Origin of the sequence: Streptomyces sp. NBC_00996 (assembly GCF_045162675.1) — a bacterium.
Classification (GTDB): Bacteria; Actinomycetota; Actinomycetes; order Streptomycetales; family Streptomycetaceae; genus Streptomyces.
This window is the reverse complement of sequence record NZ_CP108723.1, coordinates 2,373,970-2,397,090: the sequence shown is the minus strand read 5'-3', so window position 1 is coordinate 2,397,090 and position 23,121 is coordinate 2,373,970. Positions and strand designations below refer to the sequence as shown.

At 70.3% G+C, this 23,121-nt stretch carries 17 protein-coding genes and 2 pseudogenes; 15 read left to right on the top strand and 4 right to left on the bottom strand.

The window, feature by feature from the left end; translation table 11 throughout:
- Positions 1-425 precede the first annotated feature (425 nt).
- Positions 426-737 (bottom strand): annotated as a pseudogene (locus OG390_RS11400) (YccF domain-containing protein); the annotation flags it as partial.
- 221 nt (positions 738-958) lie between these two features.
- Between OG390_RS11400 and OG390_RS11395 the strand changes: the two are divergent.
- The 3 genes and pseudogenes from OG390_RS11395 to OG390_RS11385 form a co-directional block, all read left to right on the top strand.
- Positions 959-1,413, top strand: a pseudogene (locus tag OG390_RS11395) (hypothetical protein); the annotation flags it as partial.
- 882 nt (positions 1,414-2,295) lie between these two features.
- On the top strand, positions 2,296-3,432 hold the full coding sequence (locus OG390_RS11390) for a glycosyltransferase family 4 protein (protein WP_406167180.1): 1,137 nt from the start codon (positions 2,296-2,298) through the stop codon (positions 3,430-3,432).
- A gap of 33 nt (positions 3,433-3,465) precedes the next feature.
- On the top strand, positions 3,466-4,074 hold the full coding sequence (locus tag OG390_RS11385) for a transposase domain-containing protein (protein ID WP_406167178.1): 609 nt from the start codon (positions 3,466-3,468) through the stop codon (positions 4,072-4,074).
- Here the strand turns inward: OG390_RS11385 and OG390_RS11380 are convergent.
- Positions 4,071-5,699: a PucR family transcriptional regulator gene (locus OG390_RS11380; RefSeq protein ID WP_406167176.1), complete on the bottom strand. Its 1,629-nt coding sequence runs from the start codon at positions 5,697-5,699 to the stop codon at positions 4,071-4,073. The genes OG390_RS11385 and OG390_RS11380 overlap by 4 nt on opposite strands.
- 381 nt (positions 5,700-6,080) lie before the next feature.
- Here OG390_RS11380 and OG390_RS11375 point away from each other — a divergent pair, with 381 nt between their 5' ends.
- Complete coding sequence (locus OG390_RS11375; RefSeq protein WP_406167174.1) at positions 6,081-6,320, top strand: hypothetical protein; 240 nt, start codon at positions 6,081-6,083, stop codon at positions 6,318-6,320.
- A gap of 19 nt (positions 6,321-6,339) precedes the next feature.
- On the opposite strand, the gene OG390_RS11370 is transcribed toward OG390_RS11375, so the two are convergent.
- On the bottom strand, positions 6,340-7,722 hold the full coding sequence (locus tag OG390_RS11370) for an FAD-binding protein (RefSeq protein WP_406167172.1): 1,383 nt from the start codon (positions 7,720-7,722) through the stop codon (positions 6,340-6,342).
- A gap of 138 nt (positions 7,723-7,860) precedes the next feature.
- Complete coding sequence (locus OG390_RS11365) at positions 7,861-9,669, bottom strand: glycoside hydrolase family 15 protein (protein WP_406177610.1); 1,809 nt, start codon at positions 9,667-9,669, stop codon at positions 7,861-7,863.
- 513 nt (positions 9,670-10,182) lie between these two features.
- Between OG390_RS11365 and OG390_RS11360 the strand changes: the two genes are divergently transcribed.
- The 11 genes from OG390_RS11360 to OG390_RS11310 all read left to right on the top strand — a co-directional run bounded on the left by OG390_RS11360 (position 10,183) and on the right by OG390_RS11310 (position 23,112).
- Positions 10,183-11,832 carry a CTP synthase gene (locus tag OG390_RS11360; RefSeq protein WP_406167170.1) on the top strand — a complete coding sequence of 550 codons (1,650 nt, stop codon included), beginning with the start codon at positions 10,183-10,185 and terminating at the stop codon, positions 11,830-11,832.
- Positions 11,833-11,961: 129 nt separating this feature from the next.
- Positions 11,962-12,588, top strand: coding sequence for an NUDIX domain-containing protein (locus tag OG390_RS11355; protein WP_406167168.1), 627 nt, complete (start codon positions 11,962-11,964; stop codon positions 12,586-12,588).
- Between the two features lie 171 nt (positions 12,589-12,759).
- Positions 12,760-14,841, top strand: a complete 2,082-nt coding sequence (locus OG390_RS11350) for a tetratricopeptide repeat protein (RefSeq protein ID WP_406167166.1) — start codon at positions 12,760-12,762, stop codon at positions 14,839-14,841.
- 144 nt (positions 14,842-14,985) lie between these two features.
- A complete protein-coding gene (ald, locus tag OG390_RS11345; RefSeq protein ID WP_406167164.1) occupies positions 14,986-16,101 on the top strand; it encodes an alanine dehydrogenase in 1,116 nt (371 codons plus the stop codon).
- A 388-nt stretch (positions 16,102-16,489) separates the two neighbouring features.
- The gene (locus OG390_RS11340; protein ID WP_189191469.1) at positions 16,490-17,617 is read left to right on the top strand and encodes a ParA family protein; all 1,128 of its coding nucleotides are present in this window, start codon (positions 16,490-16,492) and stop codon (positions 17,615-17,617) included.
- The gene (locus OG390_RS11335; RefSeq protein ID WP_406167163.1) at positions 17,602-18,174 is read left to right on the top strand and encodes a hypothetical protein; all 573 of its coding nucleotides are present in this window, start codon (positions 17,602-17,604) and stop codon (positions 18,172-18,174) included. Before OG390_RS11340 ends, OG390_RS11335 begins: the two co-directional genes overlap by 16 nt.
- Positions 18,175-18,192: 18 nt before the next feature.
- The gene (locus OG390_RS11330; protein ID WP_406167161.1) at positions 18,193-19,530 is read left to right on the top strand and encodes a segregation/condensation protein A; all 1,338 of its coding nucleotides are present in this window, start codon (positions 18,193-18,195) and stop codon (positions 19,528-19,530) included.
- Positions 19,527-20,183, top strand: a complete 657-nt coding sequence (scpB, locus tag OG390_RS11325) for an SMC-Scp complex subunit ScpB (protein WP_406167159.1) — start codon at positions 19,527-19,529, stop codon at positions 20,181-20,183. Before OG390_RS11330 ends, scpB begins: the two co-directional genes overlap by 4 nt.
- Positions 20,183-21,328, top strand: a complete 1,146-nt coding sequence (locus OG390_RS11320; protein ID WP_406167157.1) for a pseudouridine synthase — start codon at positions 20,183-20,185, stop codon at positions 21,326-21,328. Before scpB ends, OG390_RS11320 begins: the two co-directional genes overlap by 1 nt.
- Before the next feature lie 165 nt (positions 21,329-21,493).
- Entirely contained in the window at positions 21,494-22,501 is a 1,008-nt protein-coding gene (locus OG390_RS11315) for a sigma-70 family RNA polymerase sigma factor (protein ID WP_406167155.1), read from the top strand.
- Entirely contained in the window at positions 22,498-23,112 is a 615-nt protein-coding gene (locus OG390_RS11310; RefSeq protein WP_406167153.1) for a TIGR03086 family metal-binding protein, read from the top strand. Before OG390_RS11315 ends, OG390_RS11310 begins: the two co-directional genes overlap by 4 nt.
- Positions 23,113-23,121: the final 9 nt, after the last annotated feature.

The following is a 23,121-nucleotide window of genomic DNA, read 5'->3' as shown; positions in this document are numbered from 1 at the left end:
CGCTGGCATCCTGCGGTGCACGCATCACATGTCACGATGTGGCGAAACTTCTTTTTCATGAGGACGAAATAGAAGAATGATTAACATCTCCGAAGCTCTGCGGCTCGCTCAAGACTTTCTTGACTCAAGCTCCGTCTCTGATATTCGACTGGTTGTCGACGAGTCAACCGTTAGTGTTCGAGGAGACGTCCTTTTCGCTCCCTGTAACAGCAGCGAGTTCGTTCGCACTCGGGCGCCTGAATCGATGGTCATCGGCTGCATGCCCGTCAGAGTGGATCTCCGAACGATGGAATGTCGATTTTTGTCACTCACCGAGACGATTCAACTCGACCTGTGAGTCAGAGAGTCACGCACCCGCTGGGTGGAGGCTTCGTGGGTTGACCTGCTGCCCGCGCGCATGGCACATGCGCGCGGGCAGCGTCGTGTCACCACTGGCTCCCTGGGTGCGGAGTTCGTACCTCCGGGTCGAAGCCATCTCGCCTCAATGGCATGAGAGAGGTGGGAATCGCCTTAAGGTTTGCCCACTCGAACGGGATGCCGATGATCAACAAAATCAGCGGGATGCTCGCACTTGGGTGCCCGAGCGCCAGCTACCAGCCCGCGAAGATCACCCAGACCACGTTGCCGATGAACGAAGGCGCGCCGGCGTCATGGCGCTCCACAGTGGTTCGGTCGAACGGCCACAGAACGAAGCCCGCGATGTGCAGTGAAGCGACGTCGAACGAGATGGTGACGATCGAGCAGACCCGAGCTTCCGCTTTCTCGGCCGGGCAAGAATCCAGCTCCTCTGTGGAGGAGAGGCTCCGTTGCGATCTTGCCGGAGCCTGATGTGGTGTACCGCGATGCAGAGCGGAGGCTACATTCACCAATGTGTTGCGCACAGCGCCAGGAGACCGCCCAGGTTCCTTGGCCTGCCGCCTGACCAGCGAAGTTAATACCGCATCAGCAAGACTTGACTGAAGTGACCAGCGGGGCGGTCAAGTTGTTCGGGATCTCGGCGGCTGGGCTGGTGGCGGGGGCGATGCTCAAGGAGCGGCCCCTGGACAAGTTGCTCGCGGGTGTCGTGATCGCCGGGACCGCGCACTTCGTCAACCTCGTGGATGTGCGGCCGGGGCGGGCCGCCGGTGCCGTGCCGGCCGTGGGCGCGCCCGGGTTGCTGCGCGGCGGAATCGCCGGGCAGTTGTCCGCCGCTGCGATGGGGCCGCTGCGGCCGTGCTCCCCGACGACCTCGGTGAGCGCGTGATGATCGGCGACACCGGCGCCCACGCACTCGGCGCCGCTCTGGGCGCCGCCATCGCGGCGGGCAACGGCCGCGCGGGGCTCGTCGCCCACCCCGCGGCACTGGTGGCCGCGACGGCGTACGGAGAGAAGGTCAGCGATGCGGCGCGGTCGCTGGGACGCGGCACGAACTGAGCGAGCGGCGTGCTCTGCATGGGCGGCGTGCTCTGCTTGAGCGCAGCGCTCTGTACGAGCGCCGCGCTCTGTGTGTGGCCTTCGCGCTCAGCACGTAGCCCCGCGCTCTATACGCGCCCCAGGCTCGGTGCGTGGCTCCGGCTCTCCGCACTGGCTGCACCAGCCGAGTGCCCTGTACGGGCTGCGTACCTTGAACGAGGCCGAATGGTCGGCATGTAGCGCCACGCTCTGTGCGGACCCCGGGTTCCGCGCGTGTCCTGGGCTTCGCGCGTGCCCCAGGGTTCCGCGCGTGGCCTGGGTTTCGCGCGTGCCCCAGGGTTTCGCGCGTGCCCCAGGGTTCCGCGCGTGGCCTGGGTTTCGCGCGTCTCCCTGGCTGTGCGCGTGCCCCCGGGTTCCGCGCGTGGCCCCGCCCGCGCAGGCGGCGCCTCTGAGCGCAGGGTGCCTCGCTCCGTCCCGCCCCGGCCGTCCCGCCCACCAGGTCGGACAGTTGCCACTGCGTGCCCACCGCTCGGCGCGCCCCGGCGCGCTGATGACGGCGAGTACGCGCCCACCGCGACCCACACCCCCTCGCTTCACTGCGAGCCCACCGACCACCCCCCAACGCCTTTCGACGACTTCTCAGCACCGCAGCGCCCTCCAGCAGCCAACCCTCAACGCCCAACCCCACCCAAATCCCCCGCACTTCTCACTCGTGTGAGTGACTACCTCCGACGAGTTGCCCAAGTCGTCGCGACCGTCGTCCGGCGGCGGTCCCGGAACACCCGTGCGGCCTGGCATCCTTGGCGTAGTACGCGGAGCACGACGTGCGGTACACCCCCCTCTGCGCGATCCTTCTGTACGTTCTTCGTGACCGTCCGACGCCGAACCAGGAGCCCCGGCCACGTGAGCCACGTGAGCAGCCACTCACCGCACGGCCAGTCGCCGCTGCGCACCGTGCAGGTGCTCGGCGGTGGGAGCGCGGGCAGCAGCGCGCATGTGCGGTCGCTGGCCTCGGGTCTCGTCGCCCGGGGGGTGCGGGTCACCGTGTGCGCTCCCGCCGAGGCCGATCGTACGTACGGGTTCACCGGTGTGGGCGCGCAGCACGTTCCGGTGCCGCGCAGCAGCGACCCGGCCTCCGTGGCCGCGCTGCGGACGGCCTGCGCGGACGCCGACCTGGTGCACGCGCACGGGCTGCACGCGGCGCTGCGGGCCGCGCTCGCGCTGAGCGGGCGGCGTGTGCCGCTCGTCGTCACCTGGCACACGCGCGCGCACGCGGACGGGGCACGGGCCCATCTGCTGCGGCTCCTCGAGCGGCGGGTGGCCCGGGCCGCCGCCGTGGTGCTGGGGACCTCGTCCGACCTCGTGGACCGCGCCCGCAGCAGGGGAGCGCGCGACGCACGGCTCGCCGCCGTCGCCTTCCCCGCGCCGCGTATGCCCGTCGAGCAAGGCGACCCCGACCGGCTGCGACCCAAGGCGCGGGCCGAACTCGGCGCCACCGACCGGCCGTTGCTCACGGCCGTCGGCTCGCTCGAGCGGCATCGTGGCTACGACACTCTGCTGGACGCCGCCCGCGCCTGGCGTCGCCTCGATCCGCTGCCGCTGCTCGTGATCGCGGGGGAGGGGCCGCTGCGGACGGTTCTGCAGCGCCGTATCGAGGACGAAGGGCTGCCCGTCCGGCTGATCGGCCGACGCGAGGACATCACGGAGCTCCTCGCGGCCGCCGATCTGGCGCTGCTGACCAGCAGTTGGGAATCCCGCTCCGTACTCGCGCAAGAGGCCCTCCACGCGCGCGTGCCGCTCGTCGCGACCGCGGTCGGCGGCATCCCCGAACTGGTCGGCGACGCTGCCGAACTCGTCCCGTACGGTGACGCGCAGGCGCTCGCCGACGCCGTCGTGGGCCTCCTCGGCGACCCCGGGCGCCGGGAGCTCTTCAAGGAGAAGGGCGCCCGACAGGCCGCCACCTGGCCCACCGAGGACGAGACCGTGGCTCAAGTGCTCAGCGTCTATGACGAGTTGACCCAGCCCAGGCCCCTTGGCTAGGGGACGTCCGGGCTAGGGTCCGTCCGGCGGTTCATGTCGGAGACGCGGGGTCCTGGTGCGCCCACCTGCGGCGTTGTCGTCGGTTGCCGACTCCCCACGCTCGGCTTCGCTCGCGCGGGCGGACCCCCATCGCGTCGTCGCCCTCCTCCGCCTTGCAGCTGGACCCACCAGGACCCGCTCACCTGCGCTGATGAGGCGCTGCAGGTCCCCTCCGACCTGATCCGCCGGACAGGCCCTAGCCCCAATGGCGTTGCCTTTGACGCCGGGCAGCAGTACGTCATGGATATGGATGGGTTACGGCCGCCCGAGGTGGGGCTGGGAGCGTTGACGCGGTGGTGTCCACCGGCGTTGGTGGACAAGGTGGTCGAGGAGTGTGGGCGTCGGGAGGAGCGTCGAAGGCTGCTGTCGGCACGGACGGTGGTCTACTTCGAACTCGCCCGGTGCCTGTACCCGCGGGAGGGCTACCAGCAGGTCTTCGAGGAACTGCTGCCTGAGGACGAGGACCGCGCTTCGGCGGTGCGGCTGCCGAACAAGTCGCCGCTACCGCACCAAGCACCCAGGCCGACCCACTCAACCCACGCGGCCGGCCTTCACGATCGGACTCTGCCAACGATCGCCATAAGGCAACGCCATCGGCCCTAGGGGACATGCCGGCGCGCCCGCAACGCCAGGCTCAACGCCAGGACTGTCTGAGGGTCGTCCAGGTCCGTGCCCAGCAACTCCCCGATCCGGGCAAGGCGGTTGTAGAGAGTCTGCCGGTTCAGGTGCAGCTCGCGGGCCGTCTCCGCCTTGCGGCCCGCGTGGGCCAAGTACGTCTCCAGGGTGGGCAGCAGCGGCGGCTTGGAGCGGTTGTCGTGGTCGCGGAGTGGGCCGATCGCGCGGTCCACGAAGGCCGCCAGGTCCGGGTGGTCGCGAAGGCGCCACAGGAGCAGGTCGATGTCCAGGCGGCGTGCGTCGTACCACGGGCGGTCCGAGAGGCCCTGTGCCGCCGTCGCCGTCTCCGCCGCGTGCCGCAGGCCCGCCGAGGCGGCCGCCCAGCCGCCGGCGACCCCGACCACCACCACCGGCGGCTGCGCGCCGGGCCGTTGCATGCCCGCGCGCTCCACGCCCGCCCGCAGCGCCGCCGCGACCCGGTCCGCCACGGCCGCGCGTTCGGACTCCGAGCGCAGGCCCAGGAGCAGCGGGACACGGCCCTCGACCGGACGTACGCCCAGAAGGACCGGGACTCCCACGGAGGCCAGCTCCTCGGCGACCGCGCGGGCCAGGACCGCCCAGCCGCCGCCGGGGGACAGGCCGTCGGCGAGCCGCATGACAACCGGCAGGAGCGGGCTGTCGCCGGGCTTGAAGCCGAGCACGCGGGCCTGCGCGGGCGCGTCCTCGGCCTCGATGCGGCCCTCCGCGAGGTCGGTGAGGAAGTCGCCGCGCCCGCGCGCCGCGAGCTCCTCCTCCTGTCGGGCCTGCATGAGGACGACGGCCAGGATGCCCGCGGCGCGCTCGGCGGCGATCCGGTGTACCGGTGCCACCGGGGAGCTGACGGGCAGGAGGACCAGCCGGGCCCGTACCGAGCCCGTGCCGGGGCCGCCGCCGGGCACGTCCACGAGGGTCGTTCCGGCGGGCGGCTGCTCCTTGTGCTGGCCGCGCAGCCCCTCCCACACCTGGAGCGGATCTGCGCCGGCGGAGCCGGCCCCGGCGGCGTACAGGAGCTGGCCCTCCGCCGTCTCGAGGAAGACGGGGTTGCCGCTGAAGTCCGCGAGGATGCCGAGGACTTGGGGGACTCCTCCGCCGCCGAGGAGGGCTTCGGTACATCGTCGGTGCACTTCCTCGGCCTGCTGGAGCAGCGCGTAGTGGCCGTTGACGATCTCGGTGTGGATCTCCTCCGTGACCGTCACGAAGGGCACCTCGCGGTGCAGCTGGACCAGCGGGAGGCCGGCGCTGCGTGCCGTCTCCACGAGGGCCGCGGGCAGCCGGGTGAAGCGCGGCCCGAGCTCCACGACGAGCGCCGCGATGCCCCGTTCGGCGAGGGTGCGGACGAAGACGCGCTGTTCGGCCGGGCGGGTGCCGAGGCCGTAGCCCGTGGTCAGCAGGAGTTCGCCGCCTTTGAGCAGCGAGGCGATGTTCGGGACCTCGCCCGCGTGCACCCAGCGCACGGTGCGCTGCAGCCGGTCGGCCCCCGCGAGGATCTCCGGCAGCCCACTGCGCAGCCCGGGCAGTTCCAGTGCCCGCTGCACAGTGATTCCGGCGCCCTGGGTGTCGTAACGGCTGTCCATGCAGCGGACGCTACCCGCGGTCGCGCCGCGGGGACATATCCGACCGGTTTACGGGGGCCGACGCGGCGGCATGTGCGCGACAACGAGTCGCCTCGACGCCGAAATTGCGCGACCTCGTGTCTGTTGTGGCGTGCATCACCATCCCGGCACGCTGTCGTATCCGCAAGGAAGCCGCAAATGACCTTCGGATTTCGTTGAACCGGCAGGGCTTGGAGGGGTGGGAACGGCAGAAGCGCGCACGCGAGAGGTCCATCGGCTGAAGGCGAATTCCGTCGGTCTGGTCGGTGTCGTGTTCATGGCGGTCGCCACCGCCGCGCCGATCACGGCGATGACCGGCATTGGTTCCGGACCTTCACCGCGCCACTGGTCGGCGGGATCGGCATGATCGCGGTGGTCGTGCTGCTGGTGCTGAACCTGGACACCGCGGCCGGTACGGCGGCGGACTCGCTCTTCAAGGCCATCCCGTGGATCGTCGGCCTCGTCTTCTTCGGCGGCCTGGGTCTTGGGTGCTACCTCAGAGCCAGGCATCCGCGGCGGTACGAGATCATCGGCCGGATCGTCCTGGAAGACGCGGCGGAACGCACCGACGACGACATGGACGAGGCCGTGCCGGCCGCCTGATCGGTCACCGCGCGGCGATTCAGGCCGGCCTGATGTTGTGGTTGAAGCGGAAGACGTTGTCCGGGTCGTACTCGGCCTTCACGGCAGACAGACGCCGAAGGTTCTCGGCGCCGAGGCCGGCCACGATCCGGTCGCCGCCTTCGTCTCCGATGAAGTTCAGGTACACCGCGCCGGTGCGCCAGGGCCGGACCTCGGCGCGGACCCTCTCGACCCACTGGATGCAGCGCTCGTCGTCGGCCGGGTTCTCCCAGATCCCGAAGGGGTGCACGCCCCAGGGCGCGTCCCGGTGGGGCACGGGGAAGCGGACAGGGCCCGAGGCGATCGCGCCGCCCCCGGGGAACAGCACGTGCCGGGTTCCCGTGGGCACGGGCACGGACTCGCCGAGGGCGCAGAAGACGTCCACGAGGTCGTCGGGCAGGCCGGTCAGAAACTCCGCCGACCAGTAGTTCCGCATACCGGGCGGGTTGTCGAGCAGGCACTGGAGGTCGGGGTAGGGGATGGCGGTGAGGATCTCGGCCTCGTGCGGCAGCGCCACCAGTGCCTGGGCGAGTTTGTGCAGGTCCTCCTCGCCGCCGACATACGTGAGGAGAGCGGCGATGAGCCGCTTGCCGACCATGTGCTGCGGGACGAATTCCTCGGGCGGGCCTGTCGTATACATGACCGCGCCGCTCACCTCCGACGGACCGTTCTCGATGACCTCGCGGTAGATGCGCAGCACGTCCGGGCCGGCATTCGGCCGGTACATCAGCAGGGCGATCGAGAGTTCGGGGAGCGGGTGCAGCTTCAGGGTCAGCGCGGTCGCGACGCCGAAGTTCCCGCCGCCGCCGTGCAGCGCCCAGAACAGCTCGGGGTTCTCACGGTCGGTGGCCAGAACCGTCGAGCCGTCGGCCGTCACCAGTTCGACGCCGAGCAGGTTGTCGACGGCGAGGCCGAAGGTCCGGTCGAGCCAGCCGTTTCCTCCGCCGAGTACGAAGCCGCCGACGCCGGTGGTCGAGACGCGGCCGCCGGTGGTCGCCAGGCCGTAGGGCTGGGTGGCGTGGTCGAGGTGGCTCATGAGGGCGCCGCCCTCGATCCGTACCGCCTCGGAACCGGGGTGCACTGTCACCGTGTGCATCCGGTGCAGGTCGACCACCAGGCCGTTGTCGTTGAGTGACATGCCCGACACACTGTGGCCGCCGCCGCGCACCGCGATCTTCAGGTCAAGATCGCGCGCGAAGCGCACCGAACGGACCACATCGGCCTCGTCCTCGCACTGCGCGATCACGGCCGGGCGCCGGTCGATCATCGCGTTGAAGATCTTCCGGGCCTCGTCGTATCCGGGGTCGCCCGGGGCGAACACATCGCCGGACAGATCCGCGCGGAGCGCGGCCAGCGCCGCACCCGCCTTCGAAAAGGGAGCCATGGCAGCCGCCCCCTTTCAGCAGGGGGACAGGACCTGTTTTCAGCGTAGGCGGTCTCCTGGGCGGACGCCGTGGTCGTCCGTGGCTGGACGTGCAGCTCCCCATGCCCCTCACGGGGCGCGGGGAACCACCGCTCGCCGTCAGCCGCCGTACGCGCCGCTCGCCGTCAGCCTCAGTGCCGTGTCGATCAAGGGCACGTGGCTGAACGCCTGCGGGAAGTTCCCCACCTGGCGCTGCAGCCGTGCGTCCCACTCCTCGGCCAGCAGACCGAGGTCATTGCGCAGCACCAACAGCTTCTCGAACAGCTTGCGGGCCTCGTCCACGCGGCCGATCATCGCGAGGTCGTCCGCCATCCAGAACGAGCACGCCAGGAAGGCGCCCTCGTCGCCCTCCAGACCGTCCACGCCCGCGTGTTCACCGGCGGTCGGGTAGCGCAGAATGAAGCCGTCCGTCGTGGACAGCTCGCGCTGGATCGCCTCGATGGTGCCGATCACGCGCTTGTCGTCAGGCGGCAGGAAGCCCATCTGCGGGATGAGAAGCAGCGAGGCGTCCAGCTCCTTGGAGCCGTACGACTGCGTGAACGTGTTGCGCTCCTTGTCGTAGCCCTTCTCGCACACGTCCCGGTGGATGTCGTCGCGCAGTTCGCGCCACTTCTCCAGCGGGCCGTCCGCGTCACCGGACTCGATGAGCTTGATCGTGCGGTCGACGGCGACCCAGGCCATCACCTTGGAGTGCACGAAGTGGCGGCGCGGGCCGCGGACTTCCCAGATGCCCTCGTCCGGCTGGTCCCAGTGGTCCTCCAGGTAGCGGATCAGCTTCAACTGGAGGAGCGAGGCGTAGTCGTTGCGGGACAGCCCCGTCATGTGGGCGAGGTGCAGGGCCTCGGTGACCTCGCCGTACACATCCAGCTGGAGCTGGTGCGCGGCGCCGTTCCCGACGCGTACGGGGGTCGAAGCCTCGTATCCGGGGAGCCAGTCGAGCTCCGCCTCGCCCAACTCCCGTTCGCCCGCGATGCCGTACATGATCTGCAGGTTCTCCGGGTCGCCCGCGACGGCGCGCAGCAGCCATTCGCGCCACGCGCGGGCCTCCTCGCGGTAGCCGGTGCGCAGCAGCGAGGAGAGGGTGATCGCCGCGTCGCGCAGCCACGTGTAGCGGTAGTCCCAGTTGCGTACGCCGCCGATCTCCTCCGGGAGGGAGGTCGTCGGGGCGGCGACGATGCCGCCTGTGGGCGCGTACGTCAGGGCCTTCAGCGTGATCAGCGAGCGGACGACGGCCTCGCGGTAGGGGCCGTGGTAAGTGCACTGCTCGACCCACTCGCGCCAGAAGTCCTCGGTGGCCTCCAAGGACTGCTCCGGCTCGGGCAGCGCGGGCGGCTCCTTGTGCGAGGGCTCCCACGAGATGGTGAAGGCGAGCCGGTCACCCGGCGCCACCGTGAAGTCGGCGTACGTGGTCAGCGCCTTGCCGTAGGTCTCGCAGGCGGTGTCGAACCACACCGAGTCGGGCCCGGCGACAGCGACCGTCCGCCCCTCGTGCTTGTGCACCCAGGGCACCACGCGGCCGTACGAGAAACGCATGCGCAGTGCGGAGCGCATCGGCACCCGGCCGGTGACGCCCTCGACGATGCGGATCAGCTGCGGTGCGCCGTCGCGCGGGGGCATGAAATCGGTCACGCGGACCGTGCCGCGCGGGGTGTCCCACTCGGATTCGAGGATCAGCGAGTCGCCGCGGTACCTGCGGCGCGCCGCCGTCGGCGGTTCGGCATCGGCCGAGTGCGCCGGGCCGAGCCGCCAGAACCCGTGTTCCTCCGTGCCGAGCAGCCCAGCGAAGATGGCATGGGAGTCGAAGCGGGGCAGGCACAGCCAGTCGACTGTGCCGTCCCTGCAGACCAGCGCAGCTGTCTGCATGTCTCCGATGAGTGCGTAGTCCTCGATGCGCCCGGCCACGTGCATCTCCAGTCGAACGGCCACGTCGCCCCGGGGGGCGGTCGCTCTGCGGTCAGGGAACGTTGTTAATGCGGAACGTCGGTTGATGGGGAACGTCAGTTGTGCGGAACGATGGTCATGTGTCGCTGCGAAACGTCAATTATCGGTTCGATTGTCGTTGCGATTGTCGTTTCGAAACGAACTGACGAGCTCTCGTTGTTCCGGGGTACGGGCGGGGATGGTGCCGTGTGCCGGCCGGGCTCGGCAGCGAGTGTCCGAGCAGGATACGACGCACGTGGAAGATCCGCGTGCCGCTCCCGGCAACCCGGGTGGGCCGATCGAGTGAGCGCCGTGTGGGGTCTGTGCCGACCTGTGTGCGGAGCGTGGCCGGAAGCGGTCTCGTCCCGTCGCTGATACCCTGGTAGCCCGTGGACCGGTGGGCAAGAAACCCCCGAACCGCAGCGACGGCACCTCCGGAAATCTCCGGACCACACGCCGGTACGCACCCCAGACCGCGACCACGGGAGCCCCCTCTTGGCCATGCCGCCCAAATCCACGACGACCAAGCACATCTTCGTCACCGGGGGTGTCGCCTCCTCCCTCGGCAAGGGTCTGACCGCCTCCAGCCTGGGCGCGCTGCTCAAGGCGCGGGGTCTGCGGGTCACGATGCAGAAGCTCGACCCGTACCTGAACGTCGACCCGGGCACCATGAACCCGTTCCAGCACGGCGAGGTGTTCGTCACCAATGACGGCGCCGAGACGGACCTGGACATCGGTCACTACGAGCGCTTCCTCGACGTGGACCTGGACGGCTCGGCCAACGTCACCACCGGCCAGGTGTACTCCACGGTCATCGCCAAGGAGCGCCGCGGCGAGTACCTGGGTGACACCGTGCAGGTCATCCCGCACATCACCAACGAGATCAAGCACCGCATCCGTCGCATGGCCACCGACGACGTCGACGTCGTCATCACCGAGGTCGGCGGCACGGTCGGCGACATCGAGTCCCTGCCGTTCCTGGAGACGGTCCGCCAGATCCGTCACGAGGTCGGCCGCGACAACGTATTCGTCGTGCACATCTCGCTCCTCCCGTACATCGGCCCGTCCGGGGAGCTGAAGACGAAGCCGACGCAGCACTCGGTTGCGGCGCTGCGCAACATCGGTATTCAGCCCGACGCGATCGTGCTGCGCGCCGACCGCGAGGTGCCCACCGCGATCAAGCGCAAGATCTCGCTGATGTGCGACGTCGACGAGGCGGCCGTGGTCGCGGCCATCGACGCCAAGTCGATCTACGACATCCCGAAGGTCCTGCACACCGAGGGCCTCGACGCGTACGTCGTGCGCAAGCTGGACCTGCCCTTCCGTGACGTGGACTGGACGACCTGGGACGACCTGCTCGACCGCGTCCACAACCCGATCCACGAGATCAACCTGGCGCTCGTCGGCAAGTACATCGACCTGCCCGACGCCTACCTGTCCGTGACCGAGGCCCTGCGCGCCGGCGGCTTCGCGAACAAGGCCCGCGTGAAGATCAAGTGGGTCACCTCGGACGACTGCAAGACCCCGGCGGGCGCCGCCAAGCAGCTCGGCGACGTCGACGCGATCTGCATCCCCGGCGGCTTCGGCGACCGCGGTGTCTCCGGGAAGGTCGGCGCGATCCAGTACGCCCGCGAGAACAGGATTCCGCTGCTCGGCCTCTGCCTCGGCCTGCAGTGCATCGTGATCGAGGCCGCTCGCAACCTGGCCGACATCCCGGACGCCAACTCCACCGAGTTCGACTCCGCCACCGCCCACCCGGTCATCTCCACCATGGCCGAGCAGCTCGACATCGTGGCGGGCGAGGGTGACATGGGCGGCACCATGCGCCTGGGTATGTATCCGGCCAAGCTCGCGGACGGTTCGATCGTGCGCGAGGTGTACGACGGCAAGGAGTACGTCGAGGAGCGCCACCGGCACCGCTACGAGGTGAACAACGCCTACCGTGCCGAGCTGGAGAAGAAGGCCGGTCTGCAGTTCTCCGGCACCTCCCCGGACGGCAAACTCGTCGAGTACGTCGAGTACGCGCGCGACGTCCACCCCTACCTGGTCGCGACCCAGGCGCACCCCGAGCTGCGCTCCCGCCCGACCCGCCCGCACCCGCTCTTCGCCGGCCTGGTCAAGGCCGCGGTGGAGCGCAAGACGGGCAAGTAGCACAAGGGTTGTACGGTGGCCGGGGTGCGTGTCTTTCGAGGCGCGCGCCCCGGTCTCCGTCGCGGCCCCGCTGTGGCCGATTTCTTTCGGCCGTGACCGGCTCTTTTGTACGTGTGGGAAGGACAGGCCATGACGCTCAAGGACACCGCCGAGGAGTGGGAGGTCCGGGCGACCGAGACCCCCTTCAAGGGCAACAAGACCTCCGTGCGCACCGACGACGTGGTCATGCCCGACGGATCGGTCGTCCGCCGCGACTACCAGGTCCACCCCGGTTCCGTGGCCGTCCTCGCCCTGGACGACGAGGGCCGCGTGCTGGTCATCCGCCAGTACCGCCACCCGGTACGCCACAAGCTCTGGGAGATCCCCGCGGGCCTCCTCGACATCCCGGGCGAGAACCCGCTGCACGCCGCCCAGCGCGAGCTCTACGAAGAGGCGCACGTCAAGGCCGAGGACTGGCGCGTGCTGACCGACGTCTACACGACGCCCGGCGGCTGTGACGAGGCCGTGCGCATCTTCCTCGCCCGTGACCTCTCCGAGGCCGAGGGACAGCGCTTCGAGGTCGAGGACGAAGAGGCCGACATGGAGCTGGCCCGGGTCTCCGTCGACGAGCTCGTAGGAGGCGTGCTCGCCGGTGACCTGCACAACAACTGCCTTGTCGTCGGTGTCCTCTCCCTGGTCGCCGCGCGGCACGGCGACGGTCTCGACGCACTGCGCCCGGCGGAGGCGCCGTGGCCGGCGCGGCCCTTCGAGGTCTGACCCACCTCCGACAACACCCCGACGCCGCCAGTCCTACGATCGTTTGATCCGATCGAGGGACGTGTCCGCCGCGCTCCTCCCAGATCGTCGCAGAGCGTGAACTAGGCTCTGGAAACGCCCGAACCGGAGTCCCGGCGGGCCCCAGCGTGCAGTGGGACGGGAGTGTGGCCCGTGGCGGATCAGGCGGTGGACAACGGCGGCACGAAGGTGTCGGTCAAGGGGCAGCGCCCGGCTGTCGGGTCCGCTCCTACGGAGGGTCAGTTCCTCGGCCGTACAAGAGAGTTGAAGGAACTCCGGGCCGACATCGAGCGCGCGGGCCTGGACACCCTCTCCGGCAGGAAGGCGCCGCGCGCGCGTGTGCTGCTCATCGCGGGCAAGCCCGGTTCGGGCCGCACCGCGCTCGCCGAGGAGCTGGTACGGCAGGTTGCCGAGAGTTACCCCGACGGTGTGCTGCGCGCCCGGCTCACCGAGCCCGACGGCACCCGGGTGCCCACCGAGCGCACCGCACGGGAGCTCCTCTGCGCTCTGGAGCGGCCCACACCGCCCGGGGCCACCGCCGACGACCTGAGCGAGGCGGTGCGCGAGGCCCTCGCCACCCGTCGCGTGCTGCTCCTGCTCGACGACGCGGCCGACGCCGAGCAGGTCGACGCGCTGCTGCCCGACACCCCGCAGTGCCTGGTCGTCGCCGTCTCGGGCGGACCCCTCACCGGCATCACGGATGTCCGCCCCTGCACCCTGGGCGGTCTGGACACCAAGTCCGCCCTGGAACTCCTCGACCGCTTCACCGGCTCGGTACGCATCACCGTCGACCCGCTCGCCGCCGAGGGCCTGGTAGAACTGTGCGCCGGCCAGCCCGCCGCACTGGTCCTCGCCGGCGGCTGGCTCGCGGCTCGCCCGCAGTCGGCCGTCGCCGACCTGGCCAAACATCTGCGCAGCGACGGGGAGGAGGGCTCGCCGCTGACCCGTCTACTCCGGCTCGGCTACGCCTCACTGCCGAGCACCGCCGCGCGGATACTGCGACTGCTCTCGCTGGCCCCCGCCGGCCTCGTCGACCCACACACCGCGTCGGCGCTGGCCGGGTGCTCGGTGGGCACCGCCCACACCACGCTGGACGACTTCGCCGCGCTCGGCCTGATCCGGGCCGTCGAGTCGCCGCTGCCCCAGTACGAGGTGCCCGGCTGTCTGCAGCCGCTGCTGCGCGCGCTCGCCGACACCCACGACCGCCCGGCCGAGCTGCAACTCGCCCGCGCCCGGATGCTGGAGCGGACCGTGCGGCTGCTGGTGTCCTGCCGCGCCATCACCGAGACCGACAGCTCGCCCGCCCGCGAGAAGCTCGCCGGCATGCCGCGCGCCCTGCGGTTCCCGAATCCCCGGACCGCCGCCGACTGGCTGCGCATCCGGCAGCCCGCACTGCTGGCCTCCGCCCGGCTCGCGGTCGCCGACGGAGAGCTGGACACGCTGGCCCGCCGGCTCATGGCCGCGCTGGTGAGGGCGATGGTCGCGCACGTCGGTACGCGGGCGGCGGCGCCCGAGTTGTACGGCATCCACCGGCTCGTCCTGGACGTCGCGGAGCGCCGGAACCTGCCCCGCGAGAAGGCCGCGGCCCTGCTGAACCTCGCCGACCTGGACGCGCAGACCGGCCGTACGACCGAGGCGCTGGCCCGCTATCGGGCCGCCCTGGACGCCGGGCGCGAAGCAAATGACCCGTATGCGACCGGCCGCGCGATGGAATCCGTAGGCGGCGCCCACCAGGAGCTGGGGGACTACGACCGGGCCGCCGACTGGTACGGCAGAGCGCTCGCCCAGCGGCTCGCCCGCGACGAGCGGGTGGACGCGGCCCGTCTGTACGGCCGTATCGCCACCGCGAACACCTACGCGGGCCGCTACGGCGAGGCGCTGCGCAACTGGCGCGCCGCCGTCAGCGGACACCGCAAGAACGGCGATGTGGCCCCCCAGGCCCGGGCGTTGAGCGAGCTGGCGCGGGTCCAGGAGTACGCGGGACGGCCCGAGGAATCGCTGCGCACCTGCCAGGAGGCGGTCGAGTGGGCGCGCCGCGCCGACGACGTACGGCTGCAGGCCGCGCTGCAACTGAGGCTGGCGGACACCCTGGACCGGCTCGGCGACCCGGCGGCCGCCAAGCTGCACCGCGGCGCGGCCGAGCGAATGCTGGGTGATGAGCTCCCGGAGACTGCTTCAGCCAGAGAACAAGGCGCTAACGCCTACGAAATCCGCAGTACATCCGCAGAAGATTGATGCAATGAAAGGCTAGACAGAGAGAATACCTTCATTAAACTGGCTCTGCCGCACCTTCTCCTGCGGTGTCTCCCGATGTGCCCCCGCACATGTGGGTATGTCTTGTAATGCACCACATCCCCTGAGCCAAGGACCGTGATCCACGTGAAGGTCGGTATCCCCCGCGAGGTCAAGAACAACGAGTTCCGGGTGGCCATCACCCCTGCCGGCGTGCACGAGCTGGTGCGAGGCGGTCACCAGGTCTTCATCGAGCAGAACGCCGGCGTCGGCTCCTCGATCACGGACGACGAGTACGTTTCCGCCGGTGCGCAGATCCTTCCCACCGCCGACGAGGTCTGGGCCACCGCCGACCTGGTGCTGAAGGTCAAGGAGCCCATCGCGGAGGAGTACCACCGCCTCCGCAAGGACCAGACGCTCTTCACCTACCTGCACCTGGCCGCCTCCAAGGAGTGCACGGACGCGCTGATCGAGTCCGGCACCACGGCGATCGCCTACGAGACGGTCGAGCTGCCGAACCGCGCGCTGCCGCTGCTCGCCCCGATGTCCGAGGTCGCGGGTCGTCTGGCCCCGCAGGTCGGCGCGTACCACCTGATGCGCGCGGCCGGCGGCCGCGGCGTCCTGCCGGGCGGTGTCCCCGGCGTGGTCCCGGCGAAGGCCGTGGTCATCGGCGGTGGCGTCTCCGGCTGGAACGCCGCGCAGATCGCCATCGGTATGGGCTTCGACGTGACCCTGCTCGACCGCGACATCAACAAGCTGCGTGAGGCCGACAGGATCTTCGGTACGAAGATCAAGGCCGTCATGTCCAACTCCTTCGAGCTGGAGAAGGCCGTCCTCGACGCCGACCTCGTCATCGGCGCCGTCCTCATCCCGGGTGCCAAGGCTCCGAAGCTGGTCACCAACGAGCTCGTGTCCCGCATGAAGCCGGGAAGTGTCCTTGTCGACATCGCGATCGACCAGGGCGGCTGCTTCGAGGACTCGCGTCCCACCACGCACGCCGAGCCGACCTTCCAGGTCCACAACTCGGTCTTCTACTGCGTCGCCAACATGCCGGGCGCCGTGCCGAACACCTCCACCAACGCCCTCACCAACGCCACGCTGCCCTACATCGTGTCGCTGGCCAACAACGGCTGGGTCGAGGCGCTGCGCCGTGACCCGGCGCTCGCCAAGGGTCTCAACACCCATGACGGCAAGGTGGTTTACCGCGAGGTCGCGGAGGCGCACGGCCTGGAGCACGTCGAGCTGGAGACCCTGCTCGGTTAAGTCATCAACGGGTAAAAGGCGATACGTCAACACAGGTCGTCAACCCAGCACACCCGGCCGGACCTTGCTCGACAGGGTCCGGCCGGATGTGTGTCGGGTCACTTTGCGACACTCGTTCAACTCGCCACGAACGTAACTCTTCAACCGATTCGCACACCGGTGAAACCTACCGTGCGACGGCCTTACGCCCTTGACAGAGGGGTGTTCGGTTGCCGACACATCGGGTCGGGTCCGGCGGATTGTGTTGCTGCGGACCGGTGACACGCCATAGAGTCGCCAACCGTCGGCATGGTGCCACGCTGACCTATCTAGAAGTTTCCTGGTCACCAAGGAGGTAAGACGACTTGTGAATGAGTCGACATTTTCTCCCGGGGGTGGTCAACCAGGAATGCCGGCGCGGGGCCAGAGCCCCACGGGGCTCGAGGCTGTCGGCTCCGTCGCTGTCCGAACCTTCGCAGCCCAAAAGAGTCCCCGGATGACTCAGACAGCACACCAGAGCATGGATGGCCATCACGTGAACGCCATGGCCGGCAACGGAAGTGGCGAGAACCGCACCCACTTCGCCGACTACGACGAACTGCCCGAGGGGCACTTCTACGACCCCGACGCCGAGTACGAGCCCGATCCGGAGTACGCGGCCACGCTCGCGCCCGACGCTGCCCGTCAGCGCCGTGAGCGCGTCGGTCCGACCGGCCGCCCGCTGCCGTACTTCCCGATCCCGGGCCCGCTGACCGACCACGGCCCCGCGAAGATCATCGCGATGTGCAACCAGAAGGGCGGCGTGGGCAAGACCACGTCGACCATCAACCTGGGTGCCGCGCTCGCGGAGTACGGCCGCCGGGTCCTGCTCGTCGACTTCGACCCGCAGGGCGCGCTGTCCGTGGGTCTCGGCGTCAACCCCATGGAGCTCGACCTCACCGTCTACAACCTGCTCATGGAGCGGGGCATGGCGGCCGACGAGGTGCTCCTGAAGACAGCGGTCCCGAACATGGACCTGCTGCCCAGCAACATCGACCTGTCCGCCGCCGAAGTGCAGTTGGTGAGCGAGGTCGCCCGTGAGTCCACGCTGCAGCGCGCCCTGAAGCCGCTGATGGCCGACTACGACTACATCGTGATCGACTGTCAGCCTTCGCTCGGCCTGCTCACCGTCAACGCCCTGACGGCGGCTCACAAGGTGATCGTGCCGCTCGAGTGCGAGTTCTTCGCGCTGCGTGGTGTCGCGCTGCTCACCGAGACCATCGAGAAGGTCCAGGAGCGGCTCAACCCCGAGCTGGAGCTCGACGGCATCCTCGCCACGATGTACGACTCCCGCACGGTGCACAGCCGTGAGGTGCTCGCGCGCGTGGTCGAGGCCTTCGACGATCACGTCTACCACACGGTGATCGGCCGGACCGTCCGCTTCCCGGAGACCACCGTCGCCGGTGAACCGATCACCACGTACGCCTCCAACTCCGTCGGTGCCGCCGCCTATCGCCAGCTCGCCAGGGAGGTGCTCGCCCGGTGTCACGCCGAGTGAGTCTGCCGGGGGCCGACGAACTGTTCCGTACCACCGGGGGAATGGCACTCCAGGCGTCCACGCCCTCACGCCGGACCAACGGCGAGGCACGGGTGCCGGCTCCCGCGGGCGAGAGCGACGCGGCGGCCGCCGGGGACGACGCGCCCCAGTCGGTGCCCGTGCAGGGCGGTGACGGCGAGGGCGACGAACACGTCGCGGCCGACTCCGAGTCCGACGCGGGGGAGTCCCGCAGCAGGGGCGCCGCTCAGGAGCGCTCCGGGCGACGTCAGGCGGCGCAGGAAGGTTCTGCCCCCGCCGGGCAGTCCTCCCGCGGCAAGCGGGGGCGTGCCGCCAACCGTCGGCCCAGCGGGCGGGAGCGGCACGACGAGAAGATCACGGTGTACGTGTCCGCCGAGGAGCTCATGGATCTCGAGCACGCCCGGCTGGTGCTCCGCGGGGAGCACGGGCTCGCGGTCGACCGTGGGCGGATCGTCCGCGAGGCGGTTGCCGTGGTGCTCGCGGATCTTGAGTCCCGGGGGGACGCGAGCATCCTCGTACGACGGCTGCGTGGGCGGTAGCGGTAGCCTGCGACGGCTATGACCTCGAACGACGTCCCTGTCCCCGCCGGTGGCTCCGCCGGGCGTCGGCGTGTGCTCGGGCGGGGGCCCGGGGCGGCGCCGGCTCCTGTGGTGGAGCCGGTTGTGCCTCCCGCGGGGGCGGAGCCCGAGGCTGCTGCGCCTGCGGCGGAGCCTGAGCCGCCGGCTGCGGAGGGCGAGTCTCGGGTCGAGGTCGTTGCGCCGGCTGCGGAGGGCGAGTCTCGGGTCGAGGTCGTTGCGCCGGCTGCGGAGGGCGAGTCTCGGGTCGAGGTCGTTGCGCCGGCTGCGGAGGGCGAGTCTCGGGTCGAGGTCGTTGCGCCGGCTGCGGACGGTGGGTCGTCGTGCCCACCCTCGCCCGAGCTCTCGGCTCCGCTCGAGCGGGACCTCCCGGTTTCGTTCGAGCAGGACCTCTCGGCTTCGCTCGGGCAGGGGGAGCCCCCATCGCCCAGCGGGACGGCTGCCCACAACGCCGACGGCGGTTTTGCGGCACCCTCCGCTCCAGAGCCCGAAGAGCCCGGTGACGGCGTCTTCAAGGTGCGGCTCTCGAACTTCGAGGGGCCCTTCGACCTGCTGCTTCAGCTGATCTCGAAACACAAGCTCGATGTCACCGAAGTGGCGTTGTCCAAGGTCACCGACGAGTTCATGGCGCACATCAGGGCCATGGGGCCGGACTGGGACCTCGACCAGACGACCGAGTTTCTCGTCGTCGCGGCCACGCTGCTCGATCTCAAGGCCGCACGGCTGCTGCCCTCCGCCGAGGTCGAGGACGAGGCCGACCTCGCGCTGCTGGAGGCGCGGGACCTGCTGTTCGCGCGGCTGCTGCAATACCGCGCCTACAAGCAGATCGCGGACATCTTCAACGCGCGGCTGGAGGAAGAGGGCCGCCGCTACCCCCGTACCGTCGGGCTCGAAGCCCACCACGCCGAGCTGCTGCCCGAGGTGGTCATCAGCATCGGGGCCGAGGGGTTCGCGAAGCTCGCCGTGAAGGCGATGCAGCCCAGACCCAAGCCGCAGGTGTACGTCGACCACATCCACGCGCCGCTGGTCAGCGTGCAGGAGCAGGCCGGGATCGTGGTGGCGCGGCTGCGGGAGCTCGGGGAGGCGAGTTTCCGCGCGCTCGTCGAGGACACCGACGACACCCTCACGGTCGTGGCCCGGTTCCTGGCGCTTCTGGAGCTCTACCGGGAGAAGGTGGTCGCGCTCGACCAGGAGGAGGCCCTCGGGGACCTGGTGGTGCGCTGGACGGGCGGGGACGGGGACGAGCAGCCGACCGTCACGGACGAGTTCGACCGGCCGCCCGAGGAACCCGAGGACGACGCCAAGAAGGAGAAGGCGTGAGCGAGGAGACCACCGAGATCCCGGCAGGGCTGCGCACCGTCGCCGACCTCGATCTCAAGCCTGCCCTGGAGGCCGTCCTCATGGTCGTGGACGAACCCGCGACGGAGGAGCATCTGGCGAAGATCCTGGAGCGGCCGCGGCGGCAGATCGCGGACGCGCTGCGCGAGCTGGCCGACGAGTACACCGTGCAGGCCCGCGGCTTCGAGCTGCGGCTCATCGCGGGTGGCTGGCGGTTCTACACGCGGCCCGAGTACGCGGCGGCCGTGGAACGCTTCGTCCTGGACGGGCAGCAGGCCCGGCTCACGCAGGCGGCTCTGGAGACGCTCGCGGTCGTCGCGTACCGCCAGCCGGTCAGCCGTTCGAGGGTCTCGGCGGTCCGCGGAGTGAACTGTGACGGTGTGATGCGCACCCTGTTGCAGCGCGGCCTGGTCGAGGAGGCGGGCACGGAACCCGAAACAGGTGCGATCCTGTACAGGACGACGAACTACTTCCTGGAGCGAATGGGCCTGCGCGGCCTGGACGAGCTCCCGGAGCTCGCGCCCTTCCTCCCCGAGGCGGACGCGATCGAGGCCGAGACGCTGGAAGGGGTCCCGTCGTTCGATCCGGATGCACCGGACGCAGACGCAGACGACACGACGACGACGGAACTTTGATGCGAAGCAGTGGCAGTGGCAGCGGCAGGAACAGCGGGCGCGGCAACCCGCGGGGAACCGGCGGGAGCAACAACCCGCGGGGGACCGGCGGTGGCGGCAACCCGCGGGGAGCCGGTGGCGGCGGCTCCCAGCCGAGAAGCGCGGCAGGGCGCGACGACAGGCCGAAGCGCCCCAGCAAGCCGCGCCCCGAGGAGCGCCGCTACGACGTAGGCCCCGGCGCCTCGCAGGACGGCCCGAAGTCCGGGCGCGGCGCCTCGGCGCGCGGCGGCGCGAAGGGCGGCCCCAAGCAGGGCCAGCAGCGCGGCGGCCGTACGGAGCCCGCGCGTTCCCGCGAGTACGAGACGCGGGCCGAGGAGCGCAACCGGGACCGGTACGCGGGCAAGAAGGACATCAAGCTGCCCAAGACCTTCCCGGGCGCCGAGCAGGAGGGCGAGCGCCTGCAGAAGGTGCTCGCGCGCGCGGGCTACGGTTCCCGGCGCGCCTGCGAGGAGCTGGTCGAGCAGGCCCGGGTCGAGGTCAACGGCGAGATCGTCCTGGAGCAGGGTCTGCGCGTCGACCCGGAGAAGGACGAGATCAAGGTCGACGGGCTGACGGTGGCGACGCAGTCGTACCAGTTCTTCTCGCTGAACAAGCCCGCCGGTGTCGTCTCGACCATGGAGGACAACGAGGGCCGTCAGTGCCTCGGTGACTACGTGACGAACCGGGAGACGCGGCTCTTCCACGTCGGCCGGCTCGACACCGAGACCGAGGGCGTCATCCTGCTCACCAACCACGGTGAGCTGGCCCACCGCCTCACCCACCCCAAGTACGGCGTGAAGAAGGTCTACCTCGCGCACATCGTGGGCCCGATCCCGCGCGACCTGGGCAAGCAGCTCAAGGACGGCATCCAGCTGGAGGACGGGTACGCGAAGGCGGACCACTTCCGGGTCGTCGAGCAGACCGGCAAGAACTACCTGGTCGAGGTGACCCTCCACGAGGGCCGCAAGCACATCGTGCGCCGCATGCTCGCCGAGGCCGGCTTCCCGGTCGACAAGCTCGTGCGCGTGGCCTTCGGCCCGATCACCCTGGGCGACCAGAAGTCGGGCTGGCTGCGCCGCCTGTCGAACACCGAGGTCGGCATGCTCATGGCCGAGGTCGGTCTCTAGACCGCACGGCCCCCTGGTCTCGCGTGTACGACGGCCGGTTCCGGAACTTCTCCGGGACCGGCCGATTCGTTTTCGCCGCTCCGCCGGTCTGTACCGGTGAACGATCCATCGGTGCCTGCCGGTGGACGATCCGCCGGTGCCTGCCGGTGAACGAAGGGAGCGGGGATGGCCACCACGACAGACTGCGACGAATTCGTACGGCTGACCGATCCGTACCGGCGGGAGCTGCTCGCCCACTGCTACCGCATGCTCGGGTCGGTCGACGACGCCGAGGACCTCGTCCAGGAGACCTATCTGCGGGCCTGGCGCTCGTACGAGGGGTACGAGGGCCGGGCGTCGCTGCGCACCTGGTTGCACCGGATCGCCACGAATACGTGTCTGACGGCTCTGGAGGGCCGTGTGCGCCGTCCGCTGCCCTCTGGGCTCGGCGGGCCCTCGGACGGGCCTGAGGAGCCTCTGCGGGCCCCTGCGACGGATGTGCCGTGGTTGCAGCCGATGCCCGACGCGCTCGTCGACCCGGCGACGGTGGTGGCGGCCCGGGGGAGTCTGCGGCTCGCGCTCGTCGCCGCGCTGCAGAACCTGCCGGCGCGGCAGCGGGCCGTGCTCATCCTGCGGGACGTGCTGGCCTGGCGGGCGCCCGAGGTCGCCGCCCTGCTCGGCACCTCCACGGCGGCCGTCAAGAGCAGCCTCCAACGCGCGCGTGCCCGGCTCGACGAGATGGCGCCCGACGAGGACCTGGTGACCGAGCCCGACGTCCCCGGGGACCGCGAGCTGATCGACCGCTACATGGCGGCCTTCGAACACGCCGACATGGACGCGCTCCTGGGGCTCCTCCAGGACGGTGTCGAACTGGAAATGCCTCCCTACTTGGAGTGGTTCAGCGGCAAGAAGGACGTGTTGCGGTTCCTGGAGACCCGGGCACACGTCCGGGGCGGGCTGCGGATGCTTCCCACGCGCGCGAACGGGCAGCCGACCGCGGCCATGTACCTGCGCGGCGCCGACGGCGTCTTCAGGGCCCACTCCCTGCAGGTGCTCACCGTCGGGCGAGCGGTCGAGGGGGCGGTGGAGGGGGCGGTCGGGCGAGCGCCCGAGGACCCGGCGATATCGCGCATCACCGTCTTCCTGGGCCCGGGGCTGTTCGCACGCTTCGGGATGCCGGCGGTGCTGTCGTGAACACCGGGGAGCTGCTGGAGCGTTCGCTCGCCTACGCCCTGGGAAGCGTTTCCGCCGTCGTACCCGGGAGTCTGGATCGGGTCACACCCTGTGCGGAGTGGGACCTGGGGGAGCTGCTCGGGCACCTCGACGACTCGCTGGACGCCCTGTACGAGGGACTCACGGGCAGGACCATCGGGCTCTTCCCCCGAGGGCCCTTCCCGGAAGGGCCCTCGAGGGAAGCGGCCTCCGATCCCGTCTGTGGCTTCCGCAGGCGCGCCTGCGCCGTGCTCGGTGCCTGGAGCGCGGGGCCCACGGAGACCGTGGTCGTGGGTGACCGGCCGCTGGACGCCCGGGTGATGACGGCGGTGGGCGCCGTGGAGATCGCCGTGCACGGGTGGGACGTGTCCCAGGCCTGCGGTCGGGCGCGGCCGATTCCCTCCGCCCTCGCCGTCGAACTGCTGCCCGTGGCACGGTGCGTGGTCGCGGACGAGGATCGCGGTGGGCGCTTCGCGGAGCCGGTCGCCGTGCCGCCGTCCGCCCCGCCCCGTGACCTGCTGCTCGCCTTCCTGGGACGGCTTCCCGGGGCGCCGCGATTCCTTTCAGGACCGGGCCCGGTCTGCCTTCCGTGAGTGATCTCT